The 20,169-nt window shown below is 54.3% G+C and carries 13 protein-coding genes and 2 pseudogenes; 2 read left to right on the top strand and 13 right to left on the bottom strand.

Annotation, left to right across the window (positions count from 1 at the left end; all coding sequences use genetic code 11):
* Positions 1-375: 375 nt before the first annotated feature.
* Positions 376-1,503 carry a diguanylate cyclase gene (locus tag HNQ83_RS25585; RefSeq protein ID WP_175391533.1) on the bottom strand — a complete coding sequence of 376 codons (1,128 nt, stop codon included), beginning with the start codon at positions 1,501-1,503 and terminating at the stop codon, positions 376-378.
* 401 nt (positions 1,504-1,904) lie between these two features.
* Here HNQ83_RS25585 and katG point away from each other — a divergent pair, with 401 nt between their 5' ends.
* The gene (gene katG / locus HNQ83_RS25580) at positions 1,905-4,160 is read left to right on the top strand and encodes a catalase/peroxidase HPI (protein WP_175391532.1); all 2,256 of its coding nucleotides are present in this window, start codon (positions 1,905-1,907) and stop codon (positions 4,158-4,160) included.
* A 201-nt stretch (positions 4,161-4,361) separates the two neighbouring features.
* Here katG and HNQ83_RS25575 read toward each other — a convergent pair whose 3' ends face one another.
* Positions 4,362-4,814, bottom strand: a complete 453-nt coding sequence (locus HNQ83_RS25575; RefSeq protein ID WP_175391531.1) for a hypothetical protein — start codon at positions 4,812-4,814, stop codon at positions 4,362-4,364.
* 289 nt (positions 4,815-5,103) lie between these two features.
* On the opposite strand from HNQ83_RS25575, the pseudogene HNQ83_RS25570 reads away from it, so the two are divergent.
* Positions 5,104-5,372, top strand: a pseudogene (locus tag HNQ83_RS25570) (catalase-peroxidase); the annotation flags it as partial.
* Positions 5,373-5,424: 52 nt separating this feature from the next.
* Here the strand turns inward: HNQ83_RS25570 and HNQ83_RS25565 are convergent.
* From HNQ83_RS25565 to HNQ83_RS31760, 11 genes and pseudogenes are all read right to left on the bottom strand, one after another.
* Complete coding sequence (locus HNQ83_RS25565) at positions 5,425-6,996, bottom strand: diguanylate cyclase domain-containing protein (protein ID WP_175391530.1); 1,572 nt, start codon at positions 6,994-6,996, stop codon at positions 5,425-5,427.
* Positions 6,997-7,040: 44 nt separating this feature from the next.
* The gene (locus tag HNQ83_RS25560) at positions 7,041-7,346 is read right to left on the bottom strand and encodes a hypothetical protein (protein ID WP_175391529.1); all 306 of its coding nucleotides are present in this window, start codon (positions 7,344-7,346) and stop codon (positions 7,041-7,043) included.
* A gap of 49 nt (positions 7,347-7,395) precedes the next feature.
* Positions 7,396-9,018, bottom strand: coding sequence for a methyl-accepting chemotaxis protein (locus HNQ83_RS25555; protein ID WP_175391528.1), 1,623 nt, complete (start codon positions 9,016-9,018; stop codon positions 7,396-7,398).
* 302 nt (positions 9,019-9,320) lie between these two features.
* Entirely contained in the window at positions 9,321-9,974 is a 654-nt protein-coding gene (locus tag HNQ83_RS25550) for a response regulator (protein WP_175391527.1), read from the bottom strand.
* A gap of 31 nt (positions 9,975-10,005) precedes the next feature.
* Entirely contained in the window at positions 10,006-13,284 is a 3,279-nt protein-coding gene (locus tag HNQ83_RS25545) for a hybrid sensor histidine kinase/response regulator (RefSeq protein WP_256669197.1), read from the bottom strand.
* A gap of 37 nt (positions 13,285-13,321) precedes the next feature.
* Positions 13,322-14,509: an EAL domain-containing protein gene (locus HNQ83_RS25540; protein WP_175391526.1), complete on the bottom strand. Its 1,188-nt coding sequence runs from the start codon at positions 14,507-14,509 to the stop codon at positions 13,322-13,324.
* Positions 14,499-17,315: an ATP-binding protein gene (locus tag HNQ83_RS25535; RefSeq protein WP_175391534.1), complete on the bottom strand. Its 2,817-nt coding sequence runs from the start codon at positions 17,313-17,315 to the stop codon at positions 14,499-14,501. Before HNQ83_RS25535 ends, HNQ83_RS25540 begins: the two co-directional genes overlap by 11 nt.
* 121 nt (positions 17,316-17,436) lie before the next feature.
* The gene (locus HNQ83_RS25530; RefSeq protein WP_175391525.1) at positions 17,437-17,751 is read right to left on the bottom strand and encodes a hypothetical protein; all 315 of its coding nucleotides are present in this window, start codon (positions 17,749-17,751) and stop codon (positions 17,437-17,439) included.
* Positions 17,752-17,825: 74 nt separating this feature from the next.
* On the bottom strand, positions 17,826-18,194 hold the full coding sequence (locus HNQ83_RS25525; RefSeq protein ID WP_175391524.1) for a hypothetical protein: 369 nt from the start codon (positions 18,192-18,194) through the stop codon (positions 17,826-17,828).
* Between the two features lie 161 nt (positions 18,195-18,355).
* Entirely contained in the window at positions 18,356-19,111 is a 756-nt protein-coding gene (locus tag HNQ83_RS31765; RefSeq protein ID WP_372241933.1) for a methyl-accepting chemotaxis protein, read from the bottom strand.
* A gap of 102 nt (positions 19,112-19,213) precedes the next feature.
* Positions 19,214-19,981 (bottom strand): annotated as a pseudogene (locus tag HNQ83_RS31760) (MCP four helix bundle domain-containing protein); the annotation flags it as partial.
* Positions 19,982-20,169: the final 188 nt, after the last annotated feature.

The following is a 20,169-nucleotide window of genomic DNA, read 5'->3' as shown; positions in this document are numbered from 1 at the left end:
ATCATAGCGCCCGATTGAAGTGTCCAAAATCATTAGGCCAGTTCAGGCTCGCTCCCACAATGGGATCAGGGACATAGCTGTGAGGGAGTGGTTGACTGATAGGCCGCTATCGCTGCGATGCGGCGACCCGACAAGCCAGCTCCCACAGGGGAATGCGCTCGGCCTACTGGCGGGGCAGATCAAAAAGCCAAGGCCAAAGCAGACACCAATCTCGTGCCTGGCAAACATCCAAGTGTGGGAGCGAGCCTGCTCGCGAAGGGGCCAGGTCATTCAACCTATAGGCTGAATGACACACCGCCTTCGCGAGCAGGCTCGCTCCCACTAGGGATTGCGTACATACGCCAAAAACAGATCAGGCCGCGAACAAGCGCTCTCCTACTCCGACACCACCACCTGATTCCGTCCCCGCGCCTTCGCCCGATACAACGCCTTGTCAGCATTACTCATCAAACTGTGCAAATCCTTGTCGCTGCCATCCATGGACGCCACCCCGACGCTGGCCGTGATGCAGTGCACCGGCCCGCTCATCAGGCCGGCAATGGAGTGGACGAGTTCCTCGGCAATGCGTTGCGCGGCTTCGAGGGAGGTGTCCGGCAGCAAGACCGCGAACTCTTCGCCGCCCAGCCGCCCATAGACATCGGTTTCGCGAAACGAGCGACAGATGACCACGCCCATCTGCCGCAGTACCTGGTCGCCCACCTGATGGCCGTAGGTGTCGTTGATATGTTTGAAGTGATCCATGTCCAGCATCACCGCACACAGCGGCAACTGGTAATTCTGGCAATGGTTATAGAGCCGCTGGGCCTGCTCGAAAAACGCCCGGCGATTCTTCAGGCCTGTCAGCTCATCGGTCTGTGCGGCCCGCGTGGAAATGCTGTGCGCCAGCTCCATTTCACGGGTCAGGCGAAAGGCCGTTTCCAGGGCATCGGACAGTTTGCGGGTCGCGCTGCACACAAAGGAGGCGAAGATCAGGACGGCCAGCCCCATGCCGACCTGCAGGGTCGAGGACTGGAACAACAGCCAAAAGGTACAGGGCAACAACACCAGGGCGATGGACACCACCGTCATGTATCGATAGGCCGAATAACAGGACACCGCGCTGACCGACATGCCGACGGTAAACAGCATGACCAGCGCCTGGGCCAGCAGGTCGTCGGCCGGCATGACCGCCAGCGCACCACCGCCCCAGATACCGGCGGACAGCACAAGGGTGACCAGATAGATGCGTTCCCAGCGTTGCGGAGTGCGCGACGCTTCCTGGCTGCGGAAATACACCACGAACATGGTGATGCGCACCAGCGTCGAGGCTGTCAGCAGGGCGACCCACCAGGCAACCACGTGATGATCGAAACGCTCCCAGCACAGCCAGCACAGCATGACCAATGCCAGGAAACTGCCAAAAACCGCGGTAACCGATTGACGAAACAGCTGATGCAATCGGTCTGTGCGCACCTGCTGGGCGATGTAGCTTTCCTGCTCGTGCCGAAATCCAAGGCCATCCATTGAGTTCGCCTGTTAATCCTGCGGTGACGTCAACCATTGTGGCACATTGCCTATGGGCGCCTGCAAATCTCTGCGCTGCGGTAAAAGATTTCGCCTATCAGCCACTAATACTCGCGCTATTAGCTGACTTGCCAATCGGGGTCTACCTTTATCTAGCGTCGGCGGAGTCTGGCCGGCACAGACCTGATGTGAAGATAAGAATGAGCCGGAAACTGACCAGGCGTAGTGTGGGTCGTCATGATGGCAAATTGACCGCCACTGCCAGCAATACCCACGTGACCGCGACGATCATCTGATCGACATGCGGATCCGGGAGCCTGAGTCATTGATTTCGCTCGCTTCTATTCCAGGCCCGAACCGGGCCGGATGGCGCAATGAACTCGACCGAGGGTAGCTCACACATGGCAACTGAATCGAAATGCCCCTTCAATCATGCCGCCGGCGGTGGCACCACGAACCGCGACTGGTGGCCGAACCAACTGAATCTGAAGATCCTGCACCAGCACTCGTCCCTGTCCACCCCGGCGGACGAGGGCTTCAACTATGCCGAAGCCTATAAAAAGCTGGACTTTGCGGCGGTCAAAAGAGACCTGACCGCGCTGATGACCGACTCGCAAGACTGGTGGCCGGCTGACTTCGGTCACTACGGCCCACTGTTCATCCGCATGGCCTGGCACGCTGCCGGCACCTACCGCACCGGTGACGGCCGGGGTGGCGCCGGCTCCGGCCAGCAGCGCTTCGCGCCGCTCAACAGTTGGCCGGACAACGTCAGCCTGGACAAGGCGCGCCGGCTGCTGTGGCCGATCAAGCAAAAGTATGGCCGCAACATTTCCTGGGCCGACCTGATCGTGCTCACCGGCAACGTCGCGCTGGAGTCCATGGGCTTCAAGACCTTCGGTTTCTCCGGCGGTCGTCCCGACGTCTGGGAACCGGACGAAGACGTCTATTGGGGTTCGGAAAACAAATGGCTGGGCGGTGACGTCCGTTACGACAAGGCCCAAAAACCCGTGCAAGCACCTGGCGATGTTCCGCTGGTGGCTGAACCGGGGAAAAACGAGGAAAGCCGTACCGACCAGGGTCGCAATCTGGAAAACCCGTTGGCCGCCGTGCAGATGGGCCTGATCTATGTGAACCCGGAAGGTCCGGAGGGCAATCCCGATCCGGTCGCCGCCGGCCTGGATATCCGCGAAACCTTCGCCCGCATGGCCATGAATGACGAAGAAACCGTGGCGCTGATCGCCGGCGGTCACGCTTTCGGCAAGACCCACGGTGCCGGCCCTGCCGACAACGTCGGCCCTGAACCGGAAGCCGCTGGCCTGGAACAACAGGGCCTGGGCTGGAAAAGCAGCTTCGGCACCGGCAAAGGCGCCGACACCATCACCAGCGGCCTGGAAGTGACCTGGACCACAACGCCGACGAAGTGGAGCAACAACTTCCTGGAGAACGTGTTCGGTTTCGAGTGGGAACTGTCGAAAAGCCCGGCCGGCGCCCATCAGTGGGTACCGAAAAACGGTGCGGGTGCCGGCATTATTCCGGACGCTCACGACCCGTCGAAGCGGCGCAACCCAACCATGCTGACCACTGACCTGGCCCTGCGCTTCGACCCGATCTACGAGCCGATTTCCCGGCGCTTCCTGCAGAATCCGGATCAGTTGGCCGACGCCTTCGCCCGCGCCTGGTACAAACTGATCCACCGGGACATGGGCCCGCTCTCGCGCTACCTCGGCCCGGAAATGCCCAACGAAGAGCTGTTGTGGCAAGACCCGATTCCAGCGGTTGATCATCCGCTGGTCAACGACAGTGACGTCGCCGCGCTCAAGAGCAAGATCCTTGCCTCGGGCCTGAGCGTCTCGCAGCTGGTGTCGACCGCCTGGGCAGCGGCTTCCACCTTCCGTGGCTCCGACAAACGCGGGGGTGCCAACGGTGGGCGCCTGCGCCTGGAGCCGCAGAAATCCTGGTCAGCCAACCAGCCAGAGCAACTGGCCAACGTGCTGGCAAAACTCGAAGGTATCCAGAAGGAGTTCAATGCCGGCGGCAAGAAAATCTCGCTGGCGGACCTGATCGTGTTGGCCGGGAGTGCCGGCGTCGAACAAGCCGCGAAAAATGCCGGGCATACCGTCACGGTGCCTTTCACGCCGGGGCGGATGGACGCGAGTCAGGAACAGACGGATGTCGAGTCTTTCGGCTTCCTCGAACCCATCGCCGACGGCTTCCGTAACTACCTGAAAACCCGTTATCGCGTATCGGCTGAGCATTTACTGGTCGACAAGGCGCAGTTGCTGACCCTCACCGCACCGGAAATGACCGTACTCCTGGGTGGCCTGCGTGTGCTCGACACCAACGTCGGACAATCCAAACATGGGGTGTTCACCACTCAGAAAGGGGCGTTGACCAACGACTTCTTCACCAACCTGCTGGACATGGGCGTGGAATGGAAACCCACATCAGACACCAATGAAGAGTTTGAAGGTCGCGACCGCAAAACCGGCCAGCCGAAATGGACCGCTACCCGTGTGGACCTGGTGTTCGGCTCCAACTCACAGCTGCGGGCCTTGGCTGAGTTCTATGCCAGCTCGGACAACAAGGAGAAATTCGTCAAGGACTTCGTGGCGGCGTGGACCAAGGTGATGAACCTGGATCGCTTCGACTTGAAGTGAGCTAAGCGCACGTCTGTAGGGTTTGTTGGCCGCCTCGGCACTCGGTGACGAGGCGGCCAATCCTTTTGCTGGTGACCCTCACAATACCTTTGCGTCACCACGCATTTTTATCAACGCGGTTATCAAGAATACTGACATGCTCAGATGTGGCGCGCCGTTGCCGTTATTAACAGTTATTAACCAATTGAGTGTAAGTTGGCTTTATGGTGCTACGAAATTAAATGGGCACCTGGGGGAAAATTGTAACGAACCTATCGCCGGATTAAAAATAACAGCTTCAAACTCGACTGCTCCCGCCCCGACCGTTAAACATTCATTGTGATAAAAATTAAAGGCACATAAAGCTCCAGGCAAAACAGGTGAACTAAAAGGAACAGACGGGTAGACCTGAGAAAAGCCGGTAGTAATATTTGTCACTTTTAAGTTCACTGAAAGACCGGCAATAGAAGTAACCGCTGTAGACTTCATTAAATATACGCCATAACCATCCAATCCATCTCTATCAGCATTTGGAATTGTAGTTGACTGCCTGGTTACGTTCATCTTGTTATTAAAATCCATTCCAAGCTGGGATTGAGCATCCAAGCTGGTAGCAAGATTCATCCGATATCTAAACGTAATTACAGCCTGTTGAGAACTACTTGCAGGAACCATGATAATTTACCCCATCGAATTGCAAACATTATGTTTTGGATCGCTAGCAGGCAATCACGTCAGACTTTTACATTTCGAATCGTGAAACGCCAAACAAGTCAATCGCTATTCACTGCGTGCTTATTATGGGTAACATTCTGCACAGGCGAACACTGTCAAAGTTGACAGTATATTATGGTGATTTGGCATATAAATTTATCTAATATCATTAATCATTCTAAGCCAACCACCTTTTTATTATCCCGTCGTTTTTTGGAAGGATGGCGCTTTCAAGTGTCCCAAGAATTCGTTGAACAATAACTTCTTCAGCAACCTGCTGGGCATGGTGGAAAATGGAAATCCACCTCGGATAGCAATGAAGAATTCGAAGGCCGCGACCGCAAGACCGGCCAGCCGAAATGGACTGCAATCCGCGTAGACCTGATCTTCGGCGCCAACGCGCAGATGCGGGCGCTGGCGGAGTTCTATGCCAGCGCCGACAACAAAGAGAAATTCGTGAAGGACTTCGTGGCGGCGTGGACCAAGGTGATGAACCTGGATCGCTTCGACCTGCAGTGAGGTGAAGGTGGCCGTCTCGACAAGGTACTTGCCGAGACGGCCATCATTTTGATCAGCATTGCTCGACCGGCTCCGGCTCGGGTTCCTTGTAGAACCTGATCGCATTCTTGCCGGCATTCTTGGCTACATACATCGCTTCGTCAGCCAGTTTCACCAGTGTTTTCGGGGTGTCGCCGTGGTCGGGATAGACACTCACGCCGATACTCGGCGTGACAAATACCCGATGGCCATCCACCACGATCGGTTCGCCCACCGAAGCAAGCAACTTGCGGGCGATCGGCTCGATCTGTTCAACCTCGTGAATGTCTTCCAGCACGATCGCGAACTCATCCCCGCCAAGCCGTGCCACGGTATCGACTTCCCTCAGGCAGCCCTTCAAGCGCGTGGCGACCGTCATCAGCGTGCCGTCCCCTATTCCATGGCCCAGACTGTCGTTGATCTCCTTGAAATGATCCAGATCCAGGAAAAGGATAGCGACCCTGGACCCCGCGCGATTTCCCCGCGCGATGGCTTGCGTCATTCGTTCAACGAACAGGAGGCGGTTTGGCAGTGCGGTCAAGGGATCGTGCGTAGCCAGGTAACCCTGAAACTCTTGCTCCGCATGCTGTTGCGTGATGTCGCTGCAAACCGCCGCGAAGTTGAGCTCGGACTGATCCAGACCCGGGATGGCGGTAATGGATAGCGACTCCAGGTAAATATCGCCACTCTTCTTGCGGTTCCACATCTGGCCTTCCCAGTGGCCCAAGTCCAGAAGACAGCGCCACATCTCGGCGTAAAACTCCGTGGTCTGTCGACCGGAACTCCACAAGCTTGGATTTTTCCCGAGAACATCCACCTCCGTGTAACCGGTCATTTTGGTGAAGGCCGGATTAACTTTGGTGATTCGGCCGGACCGGTCAGTGATGATCACGCCGTCCTTGGTGCTGTTGAACACCTGATCCACCAACCAGCGATGTTCACGGGATTTGAGCTCTGCGTCGTCCCGTTGCCGCCGCCAGCGCAACGACACGACAACGCCGCCGATTCCGCCAATGAGGCCCAGGACCAACAGTGCAACGGCGATCCACAGGATCCTGTCGAAAATCACATTGCTCATGGCAGCGAACTTTGCCGCCTGGCTGATGTTGGTATCGATATCCTCCGCCAGCAGATGGTCTAGACGATCCAGAAACGGCATCTGCTGCTGATACCAATCCATGGTTTTATCGTAGCCATCGGTTTTGAGTCGTCGCAGGCTTTCCCAAATAATCATCGAGGCCTGGGGCAAGTCCAACCGGAGCTGTTCGGCGATCTGCTTTTCCGCGGCGCTGCTGACGCCTTCGGGATAGTAGAGCTGCCATTCCCTGGCGATACCGCTCAAATTTGCGTTGATTTCCCTGGCGTATTCAGCGGCTTTGGCCGTGTCGCGGGTCGCGAAAATTCGCCATTGCAAGCGACGAACATCGGCCTGCGCGGCCCGAATGTTCGCCAAATGTCCAATCGGTGCCGAATTACCGTAATACATGATCCGGATATAGCTATCGAGTCGCCTGACTGTTAACAGCCCCCCCAGGATAAGCGCCGATACCAAAACAATGCTGAGCGTAATAACGACATACACCCTCGCGTTGGTTTTGCGGATCAAATACGTTCGCACTGCAAGCACCCCAAACTTTCACACTTTTATATTTATTTGCGCTGCGGGATATGATCGTTGCTGACTATCAACTTCAACATTCTGGCGGCGGGACGAAAAAAGATCTTTGGTCGAAAATTTTTATCCAGCCAGGCGTTCAGTTCATAGAGCCTTACCGGTGACACACCCGGATACTCCCGGAGTGCCTCAACAATTTCATATTCAGCCTGAGCGCGCGCGGTCAGGCTCCTGCTTTCAATATATTGCTTGATGAACCATTGGATATCACACGTCTCATATCGCGAGATGAATATCGTGGTCAAACTATCCGGGAATTGGGTTTTCAATTCGGGCGCCATTTTCGACTCCTACCGATTTGGGGGTGTAAAACTTTTAGCTTTAAACGCGTTAAACAGTGAATCGACCAACCAGCCTGTTCAAATCGGAGGCCAACGTAGACAATTCGTTGCTGGCAATAAAGATCTGATCCGCGGCAGCTGTGCTTTGTGCTGAAAGGTTATTGATACTGACCAGGTTCACATCGACGGACTTGGCGACTTGCGCCTGCTCTTCCGACGCCGTGGCGATCAAACAGTTGCGTTCATTGATATCCGACACCGCTTTGGTAATTTCCGAGATGGCCACCCCCGCCTCTCGGGCAATTTTCAATGTCGCAATGGCTTCCATGTCCGTTTGCTTCATGGAAGAAACCGCTGATTCCGAACCCGATTGCACACTCTTGATCATCTGTTCGATTTCTTGAGTGGACACCTGTGTGCGATGCGCCAAGGCACGGACTTCATCGGCAACCACCGCAAAGCCACGTCCCTGTTCACCGGCACGCGCGGCTTCGATGGCAGCATTCAACGCCAGCAAGTTGGTTTGCTCGGCAATGGCCCGGATCACATCGAGCACCTTGGCGATATTTTCGGTTTGCGCCGCCAACTGTTCAATTTCAACACTGGTGCCCTGAACGGCATGACTCAGGTTCTCGATCGAAGCAATGGTCTCGGTCACCCTGTCCATGCCAATGCGCGCCGAGCTTTCCGATTGCTGCGTCGACATGGAGGCCGCCACGGCATTGCGCGCCACCTCTTCCACGGCAGCCGTCATCTGGTTGACGGCTGTCGCTGCCAGTTCGGTTTCCATACTTTGCTGTTGGACGCCCGCATTCGACTCATGAGTAATGGCACTCATTTCTTCTGCCGAAGCCGCCAGCAACGAAGAAGAGTCAGAAATATGGTGAATGGTGCTCTTCAGGTTGGAGAGCATCTCTGCGGTCGATTTTTGCAGTTCGGTGAATTCGTCTTTACCGTCGACTTCAACGGTTCCAACAAGATCACCTGAAGCAATTTTCCTTGTTGCAGCCAGGAGTGTGCGCAGCGGAACAATAATGCTTCGGGTAAAGAACAGCGTGAGCACAAGGGTCACTGTCAAGGCGAGCACGATGACCACTATTGTGGCTATGGTGCTGTTATGGGCTTCATCCCGGGCCTTCTGACTGGACACTTCGGCCCGATCGGACATTAACTTCTGCAGCGCCTCAGTGCTTTTCAGCAGAGTATCTGCGGCGGGCGCCGTCGTCGATTTGATGAAATTAACCAGGTCCTTTTGTGAAGCGCTGCGCCCCAGTGCTATTAACTGATCAACGCTTTGGACGTATGCCTGAACATTGGCATTAACGATATCAAAGGAGGCCTGCTCTTCTGGCCCGTAAATCAAAGGAATATAGGCAAGCGTCTCTTTTTGCAGTTGTTCCTTCAGCTTCGTGACTTGCTCAGAGCGTTCGTTGCTTGGTTGTTCATCACTCAACGCAAAATACAAATTGGCGACACGCAGTTTATAAGCCGCTATTTCAATCCGCCCCGACTGCCGAACACTCGGCAAGCAGTTTTCCTGCAAGTCATTGATCGACCACTGCACGTTATCCATGCGCCAAAGCGATTGCCATCCCAAGGCAACGAGCAATAAACAGGTTATCCCGAAACTGATAAGCGTACGGGGGACTATTCGCAAGTTTCTGATAGACATTTACATCACCGCCATGATCGATTTTTTAGAGGACTCATAGATCCAACAACATCTGATTCCCAGCAGCTGTCATCAGATCGACCATGACAGAACAAATGCTACAACCTTCATTGGTTCACGCCAGGACTCGGTGCTGCGCAATAAAACTTTGTGGTTAACCAGATGGACGCCACTCTCGCAAACATTAACGCTCGAGCAATGGCCGTACCATCAGGCAATCCTGAAAAATGCAGGGGGCGGAAAGATCCGCGAGAGGAAGAACGGCAGATATAGCAAAAGGAAATAAAAAACAGCGCTATCGTCTACTGAAACAAATTGGCTTCCAGGCAGTAAGCAATCAACTCCTGATCACTGTTAACTTCCAGCTTGCGCATGGCTGCAACTTTTTGTGTGCTGATCGTTTTTGCACTGCGATTCTGGTCAACGGCAATATCACGCAGACTCATTCCGGAAACAAACAACCGCAGGATTTCAAGTTCACGAATGGACAGTAATGCCAGGCGTTCATCCACTTGACGACCATCGTCCTTTACCGACACCCTCTTCATTTCCGGGCTTTTATAACGGCGCTTCAGACTCAAGGCATCCAGGGCTTTCTGGATTTCGGCGTGCAACTGGTTTTTCTGCACAACGCCAGCAACACCCAGGTCATAGAGACGAGAAAGAATCAGGCTGTTGGAAACCATCGTCAGCACGAGTATCTGCAAGGCGGGATAATGGCGAACCAGATACTTTACAAGTTTCAAGCCATCCCCATACACCGAACTTTCCGGCATATTGTAGTCAGTAATAAGAATATCGGGCTCCCGCTCACTTAATACTTTAATCAATTCGCTTGAGCTTACGGCCTCCCCGACAACCTGAAATCGTTCATCACGTTCTATCAGCTCGCGTACACCCAACAGTACAATCGGATGATCATCGGCGATGACTACAGTGATCTTTTGCGTGCTCATTACAGTTCCCATTAGGATTGGCTCATGCCAATTATATTGACTTCAGCAAGTCGGACAGACCATCGAGTGCCCGGTCAATTTCAGCGACCAGCATGGAATCAAATCTTTGCTCGCGAACCTTATGCTCCAGTTGTCCAAACACCAGTGACAGCTTCTCGGCGCGCACTACCGAGAGCGCGCCACTCACCGAGTGCAGCATTTGAACGGCATCCGCCTGTGCGCCACTGGCGACGGCCGAGCGAATGGCGTCCATATCCTTTTCCATGGTGCTGAGAAACAGGCGGCGCATGGCATCCGACAGTACGATGGTGGTCTCGCTGCTCTCGGGCTCAATCGCGGGAGTTGGGCCAGCCGAAACAGCGCTTTCCCTGTTCACGCCTTTCAGATTGGCCAACAGGTCGAGCAGGTTGGTCAGGCTCAACGGCTTGACCATGCAGGCGTTCATACCCGCGGACTGACAGCGCTCCCCTTCGTCGCGCATCGCATTGGCCGTAATGCCGATGATGGGCACTTCGCTGTTTTTTGTGCGGATCGCCCGGGCAAGTTCATATCCGTTGAGTACTGGCATGTTTACGTCGCTCAACACCACATCAAAGCTGTCTTGATCCCAGATTTGCAGCGCTTGAAGGCCGTTCCCGGCCACAATGGCGCTGCAACCCAGGGCCTCGAGTTGCTCCTTGAGGATAGCCTGATTGATCAGATTGTCCTCGGCCACCAGGACGCGAAGGTCCAGTGTCGGCAGCGAGCTAATGGTGGTCTGCCCGGTATTGGCACGCGCTTCATCGGTTGCCATCAACACGCCCGTGGCGATGGCTCGGACATGGTGCGCGCTGACCCTGAAAGCCGTTTCATCGAACTCAGGGATCTGCGGTCCCTCGTAGTCACAAATCAGTTGCCTGCCCTTCCAGATAAAAGGCAGCTCGCCCCCTCCCAGCACATCAACCAGCAAGGCATCGGCCAGCATTCCATTGGGCCTGCCGGAGAAAATAGCCGCGCTGGCACCCCATCGGTTCAGCCAGGCGCAAATATTGTCGGCCAGCTCCCGTACGGGCGCGCGGACATAGACCTGGCGTCCGTTGAGCTCTATGTCAGAGGTTCTGGGCAGGCTCGCATGAGGTTTGGTGAAGGGCAGACTGACCGTGAAACTGCTGCCCAATCCCTGCTCGCTGATCACGGTAATGTCCCCGCCCATCATTTCAACAAACCGACTGCAAATCGAAAGGCCCAACCCTGTGCCACTGATCAAATTACTGGTATGGGCCTGGTAAAACGGCTGGAATATATGGGTCTGTTGTTCTGGGGTAATGCCGATGCCTGTATCGGCCACCTGAAACTCCAGCATCACCGCTTGCCCTTCTTCCTTCGATACGCGGCAACGCAAGACGACACGGCCAATGTGGGTGAATTTGATCGCGTTGCTTAAGAGATTATTCAAAATCTGGGCGATTTTGACTTGATCGCCATGAAGCTCCGCCGGAATGGCTGGATCGATACAGGCGTAGATTTGCAGGTCCCTCGCACGCGCAACGGCAATATGTGAGGACACCACATCTTCAATGAGATCCAGAGGACAGAACGACACCGATTCCAGCGCCAGTTGTCCGGACTCTATCTTCGAGACATCCAGTACATCGCTGATGATTTGCAGCACGGTCGCCGAGGACGTTTGCATGGTATGCAAATAGTCGTGCTGCCGTTTATCCAGCCGGGTCAAGCTCAATAGTTCCAGCGTGCCCAATACGCCGTAAAGAGGCGTTCGTATCTCATGACTCATTGTGGCCAGGAATATGGTTTTCGCCTCGTTGGCCTTGTCTGCCTCCAGTTTGGCCTGATGAAGGTCAACCGAGCGTTGCTGGTGCTCGGTGACATCTGAAAAGGCACAAAGAAACACATCCTGCTCTTGGTAGCGCGTCGAAGAATAGCTGACCAGGTAATAGCGGCCCTGAAGCGCCATACAGGCCTCCCCGCTTAATGTCACACCGGGTTTGCGCAGCATTTTCACGATCGCTTGAGAGACGGCCACACTCTTCTGCGCCCGCTGATTCTCAATCACGACCTTGCCATCGGAAAGCCGGATGACCACCAGCCCCGCGGGTGCGCTTTCGATGATGGCCTGGTTGAACGCCTGGCTTTCAACCAGTTGATCTTGCGCGTGTTTGGCGGGGATGACGATACGAGTACGGTAGTAGTGATACAGCCATCGAAAACAGAAAAACAGTAAAAGCGACAAGCCAAGCAAACGAAGCAGGGGCCAGGCTGCCCAGCGCGCAATACCGCCGTAATCAATGAAGTACTGCCCTGCCCACCGCTCGTTCTGGATGGACTCATTCACGGTCGAAATCAACAAACCGTTCTTGGAGAAAGAAAACCCCGGGCTTTGCACGGGCATTTCGAGATGACCGGTCAGCACCTCCCCATCGGGGGCAATCAGGGTAAATTCGCCGTGAAAAGGCAGATCGAAATCCAGTGCCCCTTCGCTCAGATGACGAATGTCAAACAATGAGGCGACCACGAGATGATCCATCCCGCTGCCCACGAGATTAGGATTGACGGGAAGTTCGCCCGTTACATAAGCCACCACTTCCATTTTTTCGTCAGGCGGCTGCGACTGTGGCCCCGGGGGGGTCCAGTGCACCTTACGGTCCTGTAAATGTTCGGGCTTCTTCAATATTTGCTCAGCGACACTTCGGGAGATGACGCTGTAGTTTTGACGGGTCAGCAGACGCTCATTGCGAAATTTACCGATAGCAGGTACTGCAACGCTCGCTGCACTTTCAGGGCTAAAGATGAAGACTTGCGGAGATAAAAAATTCGATTGCGCCCAGAACCAGGTGTAATAGTTGGTCAAGTGCCAGCCCAGCGTTAATACCGTACTCAAACCCTCCTCTGATTCGCCGTCCGGTACCGTCATGGTAAAAGGCAGGGAAAAAGCACTCTCGGTGATTTCGAAAGTACTGTTACCAAAGTCACTGAATTGCAACGTTTGCTTGAGGCTGGCCGGAGCCTTCGGAATTTGATCGGAAGGTGCTGCCAGCCTGTTGGAAATGGCTTGCAGAAAGTTTTCCTGCTCCCGCACATTTTCAATCACCCGCGCGAAATGAGAATTGGCCTTTTCCTGTTCACTATCCAGTAACAGCACTATCGCCCTGAAATTGGTCATGATCAGCAGGAAAACCAGACCCAATGACAGCAACAGGCCGGTACTCAGGCGCATTGAGCTCGTTGCCAGCGATCCAAATAGAGAGTCAGCTTTCATCACGCGCCTCGAAAGGTTGTACAACGCTTGGCGTACAGGTTGAACGATAGCCAACGTTCACTCTCCAGGTGGCGCTGACGATCAAATGGAATCAAGGATTTGCGGGTCCGTCTTCGGCCAGCATGCTCGAAAAGCTCTGCGGGTCTATCGCTTTGGATATGAGAAAGCCTTGGGCCTGATCGCAATGGAGCCGACTCAACAGCGCAAGCTCATCCGGTGTCTCCACCCCTTCGGCGACCACGTTGAGTCCGAGCTTTTTCCCCAGCGCCACGATGCTGGACAGTGCGGCTTCCAGGTTCTCATTCTCGACGCAGCCATACACCAATGAACGATCTATCTTCAGTTCGGTGAAGGGTGTGGAGACCAGATTGAAATAGGAGCTGTAACCCTTGCCAAAATCATCCTGGGCCAAACCGAATCCCTTGAATCGCAGGCGGCAGACACCCGAAAAATAACGCCCGAGGTTTTCGGTAACGGAACTCTCCATTAATTCAAAACCAATTTGTGAGGGGATGCCTCCACCGCTGACCACCCGTTCATGCAGGCGGTCCGGCAGATCATCGCTGTCCAAAAGATGGGTGGGCAGGTTAATCGTCACGGGTATGTCGTACCCCTGCTTTCGCCATATGGATTGAGCCGCAATGGTTTGAGTCACGAACTGCATCAACAACGCTTCTTCCAGACCATGGCAAATGATGCTGGGTAAAAAATCCCGGGGCAGCAGCAAGCCCAAACGCGGATGGTCCCACCTGGCCAAGGCCTCGGCCGCCACGATCCGTCCCGTGGACAACGATTTCTTTGGCTGAAACCACGGCTGTATTTGTCCCGAACTTATTGCATGGCTCAGGTCGGTAAAGCTGTGCGACTGCGCGACCTTTGCAGCCGCGACCAGCTCCGAGCCGAATGACATCAACTTATCCAGCAGTTTGCGCAATGCACTCAGACTCACAGGTTTGGCTATTTGGCCCAACACCTTGAAACCAAGACTTTTCGCCGCCAGGCTGGCACTGCCCATCATTCGCCCCGAGGCCGTACTCATAAAAGCCAGGGCTGGCTTCTGTTTAAGCTCACCCAACTTCTGCAAAAGCTGCACACCATCCATGCCGGGCATCATCAAATCACTTAACACCAGGTCGAAGTGTTGGTCTTTCAACAATTCAAGCGCTTCATGACCGTTATAGGCAGACTGGATGGATACCCCACCCAGCGAGTCAAACAATTCGAGCAAATACTGATGCTGAAAGAGGTGATCTTCGACCACTAAAATGTTATATGCCACTGACGCTCATCCTTTCGTATTGTTGCAGGCAGTTATAAAGCGCACCCAAACCGAAGGGCTTTACCAATAACTGTTGCATTCCAGCGCCCAGGCAGCGATCACTCTCATCTCGCATAGCATTCGCCGTAGCACCAATAATGGGAGCATTACAACCGATACTGCGTAACTTCCTGGTCAAGTCATATCCATTGATTCCAGGCATATTGATGTCCGTCAGCACCACATCAAAGTCATCTTTACCCCAGAGCGCCAATGCCTCGGCGCCATCTCCCGCCAAGACCACCTGACAACCCAACTCCTCCAATTGGTCCTTCAGAATCAATTGATTGATCACATTGTCTTCAGCCACCAATACTTTCATGTCCAGCCTGTCAGGGACTTCAACATCAATGAGGCCCTGCGTTGAAGTCACAACCCCTTGAGCCTGCCCAAGTGCTTCACACAGTCCGCCAAGATCATTCAGCTCAACAAACCATTGGCTGTCCGAAGGTTGTTCTTCCTGGCATCCCTGCGGACTGACGATGATTCTTGCCCCTTTCCATTCAGGGCAAATGCGCCGCCGCTCATACGGATAGACTTCGATCAATACGGCGTCCTGCGCGGCATCGCTATCCGCCGGTTTACCCATCAATGTCTTCGCGCCCCAGTGCCGAGACCAACTCGCGATGTACTCGGCCATCTCCAGCGTGGGGGAATAGACATACACGGTCTTGTGCAGCCCCTCGGCGAGGGTCTTCACGTCTGTCACTGACGGCAACCGTTCCAAAGCAACATTCAGCGTAAAGCTGCTGCCCAGGCCCGGGGTGCTGACGACTCGAATACTGCCGCTCATCAACTCCGCCAGACGCTGACAAATCGACAGGCCCAAACCGGTGCCGGCAATCACATTCGCGCTGCTGCCGGTTTGATAAAACGGATCAAACAAAAAGGCCTGATCCTCGCGGGAGATACCCGGACCGCTGTCCGAGACCTGCCACTGGATTTCGATGTGCTCTGCGGTCACCGCGCCCAGCTTTACATGCAAAACGATTTGCCCGCTTTCAGTAAACTTCACGGCGTTACTGAGCAGGTTATTCAATATCTGCCGGATGCGAGTCAGGTCTCCGCGCAGCATGGCCGGGATGGCAGGATCAACAAAGGAGTAAAGCGTCAGGCCTTTGCTGCGTGCCGCGCCGAGATAGCTTTGAACGACACCATTGACCAGCTCAATCGGCGAGAACTCACGCACTTCGAGCGCCAGTTGACCGGCTTCGATTTTCGCAACATCCAGGACATCACACACCAGATTCAACAGGGCGGAAGACGAGCTTTCGATGGCGTGCAAGTAAGCTTTCTGCTGCGCCTTGAGTTCGGTTTTCCCCAGCAATTCAAGGGTCCCCAGCACACCGTAGAGTGGCGTCCTGATTTCGTGACTCATGGTCGCCAGAAATAGCGTCTTGGCCTCGTTGGCGGCATCCGCCAGTTGCTTGGCCATGGCCAGCGTCGATTCAACTTGCTTGTGCGAACTGATGTCACTGAACGCGCAGAACAATACATCTTCGCCGTTGTAGCGGGTGCGCACGAAACTCAGATAAAGATGACGGCCATTGCCGGCCTGGAACTCATCCGTCTGGTTCGATTCATTGTCATCGAATGCCCGTTCGATCCAGCGGTGACACAACCGCTCGCGCTCATTGCACTCACCCAGCCACTGCTCCGATAACCTGTTTTCCAAGACGACCTGGCCATCGGCCCGACGCAGCACGCACAGTGCAACCGGCGCGGTTTGTATGACCGCCCGACTAAAGGCTTCGCTTTCTATCAGCGCATCAATGCGTTCTGTCGCTGGCGTAATCAGTCGCCGCTCTATTCGGGAAACCAACCGATACACCAGAAACGCAATGAGCGAAATCAATGCGATGGAAATCGCCAGTGGCCACCAAAGCACGTTCAACAACGAACAAAGGTCGATCCTGTAGAAAATCTTCCAGTTTGAGTAACCCAATTGTTTGCGCATCACCAGGCGGTCAGGCAAAAAACCGTCACCGGCGAAGCCGAAGTTTTGACCCAGTTCAAGTTTCATCGGAGAGGGGGCATTCTGGTCGATCGGCGCGCTGCTCATCATCACGTCACCGTTCGGATTGACCATCACGAACTGTCCCGCCGCGTCGTCATGCAGCGTATTCGTCACGTCGGCGGCATCCATTTCCATACCTATCCAGCCAGACTGCGGCCGGTGAGCGTCCGCCAGCGTAAACAAGTACAACCGGGCGGGAGCAGTGGCTTGATCACTGAGCCAGACTTCCTGGGCCGTCCCCGGCAGCTGGCCATTGAACCCATGCAGCCTTCGCAGGATGCCTTCGGAAATGGGCGCCAACGATGTTGATGCCCGACTCAAGTACACAGGGAGGGCATCGGCCTTTTGCGCGATATAAACCAGATTGACGCGTTTTTCCTTCAGAAAATCAGTCATGCGCTCAGACAGGTGAACGTCCCACTCTCTGCGAACATCATTGATCCCCTCGCGCGGTTTTCCATGCACAAGGTTCTTTTCGCTGAATTCGTCAGCGCTACTTACCGCGGAGAGGACAAGGCTTCTGAGAAGTACCTCTCGCTGGGTAAAAAACACCCGCGCATCAGTAATGGCGTCGCTCATGTAACCTTGTCGACGAGATATTTCACTATTGAAAATCGAGCTGATGATAATGATTGCGCCAGCGACGGTTCCCAGGACGAGAACCTGGGCGAACAGGCGCAACAGCCTGCGCGCGGCTTTAGGCGTAGAAAAGTAGGAGTCGGCGGGCTGTAAAAATTGCTTTAGCTTCATCACACAAGGGTAAGTGTCATACCCAGGCGCAGAACATCAGCGAAACCTTAAAAATAGAGAGTTGATTCTCAACTCCAAAGGTCATCGGTATTCATCCATTGCGTGATGAACCGTGGTTGGATCAAGTCGTCCTCGCGGACGGACCAACCAGCCTGCTCAGGTCTCCCTCCGGGCCGAGCAGCTGGTTCATTGATTGCAGATGCTCGACGCGCATATGCGTTGTAAACAGACTGATCAGATCAAGGGTATCCAGGCTGATTTCATCGCCACAATAGAGTACTGCGGCGAAACGCCCCATGATTTCGGCATTGAGGCGAAATCGTTCACGCAACGCGTGGGGAGGCGTTTCCTTGTTTACATCCTTGAAAATCACGGGAACAACCGCCACACCAATAGCGTCGATCAATTCTCTCATGTCCAAATCGGCTATTTTCATTGTTCCCACCTTCTCAAGACCTGCAATCAACCCGTTACGTTTCAGCAGTTCAAATCCCGCCAGGAGTACCGGCGTCACCGCAGGAGCAGCGCTGCTATACCACCTCCGATTACACCTCCAATGCAGGCAGAAGCCCCTACAATCAGGACCACACGCTGCAACACCGCCCGCAGAACCCTTCGCGACTGCTTTTCCATTCGTTCTGCTGCAGCGCGTTGTTTGACTTCGGCAAGGTTCAATACGCTGCACAGTTGACGGTGTGCCTGTACCAATTCCTCATTGGCCGACAACATATTCACGCCAAGATTGTTCGCCGCCGTGGCGACCGACTTCTCGACAGCGGCGGCACGGACCACCGCTTTCCTGACTTCAGCAACAATCTTTCTGGCTTCGACTATCACCTCCTCACCAAGCGGTTCTTCTTGCAACAGTGGCTTGCTCACGACTACTGCTTCCATTTATCACCTCAAAGACATTGCATCACTTTCATCACAATTATCACGCACTGGGGTTACGAGTTTAATCCAGATGAAATTCCACAAATAAGCAAGTCATAATGAATATCCCTGTCCATTACCTGTCACAACATTTAACTAAACTACTATCAAGTCAAGAATCGCCGCGTTAACTCCGCCATCTCGATTGCCAGTTTTGAAAGTTCATTACTGGCCGTTGCTGTTTGACTCGCACCGGAAGACGTTTGAATCGAAAGATCCCTGATGCTGACCAGGTTGGTATCGACCGAACGCGCCACTTGGGCTTGTTCTTCGGAGGCCGTGGCAATCAGGAAATTGCGTTCATTGATCTCGGTAATCGATTTCGCGATGTCCGCTAACGCCGCACCCGCCTCCTGGGCAATCCCCAAGGTATCCTGAGCGTTGGCACAGCTATGCGACATGGCAAGTACGGCTTGTTCGGCGCCTGACTGAATGCCGGCAATCATGCTCTCGATTTCCTTGGTGGACTCCTGCGTCCGATGGGCCAGCGCCCTGACTTCGTCCGCCACCACCGCAAAACCTCGACCCTGGTCACCCGCCCTCGCCGCTTCAATGGCCGCGTTCAACGCCAGCAGGTTTGTCTGCTCCGCAATAGCGCGAATCACATCCAGTACTTTGCTGATGTTCTGAGCCTTGCTTGCCAGCCCCTCCACTTCATCGCTGGTTTTGACCACGGTTGAAGTCAGGTTCTGGATGGCCTTGACGGTTTCTGCCACCCGATCGGAACCCGTCCGGGTGGAGCGCTCCGACATCTGGGCGGACTCCGAGGCAGACGCCGCGTTTCTCGCGACCTCTTCCACCGCTGCCGTCATCTCGTTCACGGCCGTTGCCGCTTGTTCGATCTCATTGTTTTGACGCTGCATGCCGATGCTGGACTCTTCAGTCACGGAGTACATTTCTTCCGATGCCGAGGCCAGTTGCGTGGACGAGTCGCCGATGTGGCGAATCGTGTCGCGCAAACTTGCCTGCATGGCCGCCGTGGACGCCATCAAATCCGTCAACTCATCCTTACCATCAATTTGAAGCTCAGCCCTGAGATCTCCCTCGGAAATTTTCTGGTTGACACCCAATACGGCCAACAATGGCACGGTAATGCTTCGAGCAAACAAAGTGCCGAGAAATACACTCAAAGAAATTACCAAAATACCAATCCCGATCACCGTCTTGATCGAACTTTGGTATATCTCTTCGGATTCAATTCCGGACTGCTGTCCACCGGTGCGATTCAAGTCGACCAGTTTTTCAACCGACAACTGCAGCTCGTTGGTTGGCTTGCGAATATTGTCATCTATATATTTTCCCGCAGCCGCTGAATCGCCTGATTCAGCCAGCGCCAGAAACGCGTCAAGCTTACTGTCATAGGTGGCCACGCCAACTTTTACAGCGTTGTAAATCTGCCCTTCTTCATTGCTGCTGACTTGCGCCTGATACGCTTCTACCGCCTGCTTGAGTTTGACTCTTGTATCCGCAACCGTATCAGCTGAAATCTTCTTTACTTCTGGGTTACTGGTAATGATCAGCCGAAAACTTTCCAGTCGCAGCCTGAGCACCATCGAGTTGATCGCGCCCGCCTGGCGAACACTCTCCATCCAGCTTTTTTCGATCTCCACGGCTGCAGCGCGAACCCGCCCCATCTGCCAGAGTGAAATACTTCCGAGAGCGATCACCAAAAGATTGATGATTAAAAATATCAATGTCGCACGATGCGCCAACCTGAATTTTCTGAGCAACATATTCCAATCCTACTTGAGACCAGCTACCAAATTTTTCCTATTCACTGGTTCTGAATACAGCATCTCCCGACCACCGAAAAATTCAGGACGAGCGTTATGCGCAAGCGCAACCGGCAAGTGCATTTATCAGATTCGAGTTTAGTGACTGGAAAATCGGCAGCCCATCAGGCAATCCTTAAAATTGCCGC

The organism is Pseudomonas sp. C2B4 (genome assembly GCF_013359695.1).
Taxonomy (GTDB): domain Bacteria; phylum Pseudomonadota; class Gammaproteobacteria; order Pseudomonadales; family Pseudomonadaceae; genus Aquipseudomonas.
The sequence above is the reverse complement of the archived record's forward strand: the minus strand, read 5'-3'. Positions and strand labels throughout refer to the sequence as shown.